Annotated in this window: 4 protein-coding genes and 1 pseudogene; all 5 read right to left on the bottom strand. The window is 64.0% G+C overall.

Annotated elements, in window-relative coordinates; genetic code table 11:
* Window positions 1-526: pseudogene (locus ACT84W_RS06060) on the bottom strand (phage tail sheath family protein); the annotation flags it as partial.
* Between the two features lie 47 nt (window positions 527-573).
* A complete protein-coding gene (locus tag ACT84W_RS06055) occupies window positions 574-1191 on the bottom strand; it encodes a hypothetical protein (protein ID WP_195385482.1) in 618 nt (205 codons plus the stop codon).
* A gap of 11 nt (window positions 1192-1202) precedes the next feature.
* A complete protein-coding gene (locus tag ACT84W_RS06050; protein WP_033121172.1) occupies window positions 1203-1526 on the bottom strand; it encodes a sugar ABC transporter ATP-binding protein in 324 nt (107 codons plus the stop codon).
* Window positions 1526-1945 (bottom strand): Rho termination factor N-terminal domain-containing protein, encoded by a 420-nt coding sequence (locus tag ACT84W_RS06045; protein ID WP_195385484.1) that lies wholly within the window; start codon window positions 1943-1945, stop codon window positions 1526-1528. Before ACT84W_RS06045 ends, ACT84W_RS06050 begins: the two co-directional genes overlap by 1 nt.
* Before the next feature lie 22 nt (window positions 1946-1967).
* Entirely contained in the window at window positions 1968-3038 is a 1071-nt protein-coding gene (locus ACT84W_RS06040; RefSeq protein ID WP_118761582.1) for a major capsid protein, read from the bottom strand.
* Window positions 3039-3200: the final 162 nt, after the last annotated feature.

Below are 3200 nucleotides of genomic sequence, written 5' to 3'. Positions count from 1 at the left end.
TGCCGGCGAGCTGCGCGTCGTCCTTCAGGCTGGTGATGATGACCGTGCCCTTGGTAAAGTTGTAGTCCACGGCGTAGTCAGAGCCCTCGACGTAGTTGCCGCTGGTCGCCTTTGCGATGGTCAGCGTGTCGAGGATGATCGTGCTGCTGGCGAACTCGGCACGGCCGCCGGTGAAGGCGAGGGTCTTGGTGGTGGCCTCCTCCTTGCGGTGCTTTCCCTCAGAGGGGTCGAGCACGTTGATGACGTAGATCGGGCCGATGTTCCCGAGGGTGTTGTTGAAATGTGCGTACATAACCTCGCACAGGGTAAAGGTGCCCCAGTCGGCCGCGTAGCCGAGCTTCTTCTGCGCGTCGACCAGACTGGTGATCTTGATCGGCGCGTTGATGACGCCGGCTTTGCCGAAGCCGCGCACGAGGTTGACGGGTGCCGTGCCGATATAGACCGGCGTGGTGCCCGCCTGCACGGCGCTCTGTGCCACAGTTTCGCCGATGTGGCCGTAGGCGCCGTAGAGGTATTCGTTTGCCATCTGCTTATCCTCCTTTGCATGAAATTAGGGCAGCCACAGGGCCGCCCTTAAAGCAGGTGTTGGTAGCTTTCCGGGTTGCGGGTCAGCGCCTCCTCGACGGAGAACTCAGCCCACGCAAACCAGTACGGGTAAAAGTCGGGGACGGCGTCTTGCTCGGCGACGGGGCCGAAGGAGATGCCTTCCTCTTTGATGACGCGGAGGTCGCCGAGGTACTCGGCGTTTTCGATCCGTCGGAGGGCTGTGTCCACAAAATTCCATGCGTCACGCCAGCCCTCTCCGTTCTTCACGAAGTAGGCCGCCGCGGCCTCGTTGTATTGCTGGACGTAGGAGCCGCTGCCGTCGCCTTTCGGCTTGTAAATGTCGGGCCCGTGATAGCCGGGATCCCACGCCGAAAAGAGGAGCCGGATCTTGACGCTGCGGGCACTTCGGATCAGGCGGTCGTCGCCCTGAACGAGCTGCACGCAGACCGACGGGATCGGTGCGGCGATGTTCGGCGGCGTCCTGTCCTTTGAGGGAACGAAAAGCGAGAAGGCGGCCGGGTTGACCAGCTTGTAGGGGTAGGAGGCGTCTGTGGCCTTATCGTCCGGGAGCTTCAGCTTGACCAGAGGGCAGACCTCAGCGGTCAGCCAGTCCCGGACGGTTTCGATGCTGTTGACGATGGACATGGCGGCACCTCCTACATGGTGACGGTCTGGCCGAGGGCCACGGTGGCGATCCCCATGTCCTCGCTCCAGTCGTTGACGATGTACTCGCGGCCGTCGACGTTGAGCCCTTCGCCCGCCGGGCGCCGAGCAGGCAGATCCTCGACCGCCGCGTAAAGCAGCAGAGAGGACTCCGCGACGCTCAGCTCTTGCCCCCCTTGGCGTTCCTTCAGGGCGTTGTCGTCCAGCACGGCAGCGATGGCCCGGCCTTCGACGGTGTGCTTCTCACCGAACTCGTCGAGATTGAGAAACGTGCGCCGGCGGTCGGCCTCGACCATCGCCTTGAAGCTGAAGGCCATCAGACAGGATCGGCGGCGCCGATCTGAGGGGGCTCCTCGTCGTCGGTGCCGTCATCGGGCTGCTCGGCCTTGGCGGCCTCGATGGCAGCGATGACGTCGGCCTTCTTGCGCATGGCAGAGGCGTCCACGCCATAGCGCGCGGCCACTTCCTTCAGCTCGTCGAGCTTCATGTCCTCGTCGTACTCAGGGGCCTCGTCGGCCGCGGTGTTGGTGCTGGCAGGCTCGTCGGCGTCGTCGCCGTGATCGGGTGCGGGCTGCTCGGCAGGCTCGTCCTGCTCGCCGATGTACTTGGCGACGCCTTCCTTCACCAGACGGGCCTCCAGCTCGTCGTCGAACTTCTGAGGGCCGTCTGCTTCAGTGATGGGGATCACCTTGCGGCCGTTATAGTAGCCGAAGGTGCCCTTGATAATCTGGATCATGCTCTGCTCCTTTCTGCTGCGTTCAGTCCGTCAGGACGTCCGCAACGATGAACGGGTTCTTGTTGTTGGGGATCATCAGCGGGCGGCTGGAGATGGTCAGCGTGCGGCTGTTGCCTTCGGCGCTGCTCACATACTTCGGCACGCGGCGGCCGGCGTAGGTGTGGAACTCGCCGTCGCTCTGCTCGACCTGAGAGACGGCGCCGTAGGCGGTGCGGCCAGCGCCGGGAGCGGTGAGGACGCACTTGCCGGACGGGATGTAGAGCTTGTCGTTGCCTTCGTCGTCGGTATAGGTCAGGTCGTAGGAGATGACGCTGATGATGCGGCCGAGGACGTTCAGGCGGGCCACGATGGCGGCGCCGTCAGGCAGCAGCTCAGGCTCCACGTTGCCGATCTCGATGCGGCGGTTGTCGAGGAGCTTCTGCACGGCTGCGTCGTTGATGATGGTGTCAGCCACGTCCGGGGAGCAGACCAGATCAGAAGCGCGGAGGCCGCGCTTGGTCAGCATACGGATCATGGCCTCCAGATCCTTCAGGATCTTGCCGCCGGTGGCGTCCCACTTGGCCGTCGGGGTGTAGGTCGCGGGGTTGCTGGCCTCGGAGTAGAAACGGATCTCCATCTCGTCGGCCTTGTCGACGTCGTCGGCGATGTGCTTCATCACGCAGCCATTGGTCAGCATGGTCTCGGCGGCCATCGCTTCTTCGCGGTTGGTGATGAGCTCGCCCAGCTCGTCAGCGTCGCGCAGGATGAGGGTCTGCTGGCGCTGCTCAGGGGTGAGCTGAGAGTAGAGAGCCTCGCCGAAGCCACGCTTGCGCAGCTCGTCGAGGGTCAGGACGCGACGGGGAGCCACGAAGGGCGGGGTGTAGCGTTCCATATTGTAGCCGGCGCGCAGGACGGTGACGCCGCCCTTGCGAGGGGCCACGAAGGGCGCCAGCTTCTTGCTGCCGTCACGGAACTCGACGAGCACGTCGTCGGTGGCGAAGATGTCGCTCGCGTCGTTGGTGGGGAAGTAGCGGTCACGCAGGAAGGTCGCGGCAGGGGTGAGCTGCTGCACGGCCATGAGCAGCGTGTGGGTGTCGTAGAAGTTAAAAGGCATTTTGTTGTCCTCCTTCTCTTAGTATTCGATGGCGTCGGAGAGCAGGATGCCGGCCTTGCGCAGCTCCTCCTCGTCGGTTGCCTTCAGGGTGTAGCCGCTTGCGACGGCCAGCTTGTTGCGGGCGAAGTGGCCGGTGCGGTAGGCCAGCACGGTCACGTCCGC

The sequence above is a fragment of the Paratractidigestivibacter sp. genome (assembly GCF_052362415.1).
Taxonomy (GTDB): domain Bacteria; phylum Actinomycetota; class Coriobacteriia; order Coriobacteriales; family Atopobiaceae; genus Paratractidigestivibacter.
Note: the sequence above shows the minus strand (reverse complement) of the source record. Positions and strands in the feature narration are given on the sequence as shown.

What these genes read in the sequence shown, in the direction of transcription:
- ACT84W_RS06055 (WP_195385482.1), bottom strand. Translation starts at nt 1,191, where the DNA reads ATGTCCATCGTCAACAGCATCGAAACCGTCCGGGACTGGCTGACCGCT.
- ACT84W_RS06050 (WP_033121172.1), bottom strand. Translation starts at nt 1,526, where the DNA reads ATGGCCTTCAGCTTCAAGGCGATGGTCGAGGCCGACCGCCGGCGCACG.
- ACT84W_RS06045 (WP_195385484.1), bottom strand. Translation starts at nt 1,945, where the DNA reads ATGATCCAGATTATCAAGGGCACCTTCGGCTACTATAACGGCCGCAAG.
- ACT84W_RS06040 (WP_118761582.1), bottom strand. Translation starts at nt 3,038, where the DNA reads ATGCCTTTTAACTTCTACGACACCCACACGCTGCTCATGGCCGTGCAG.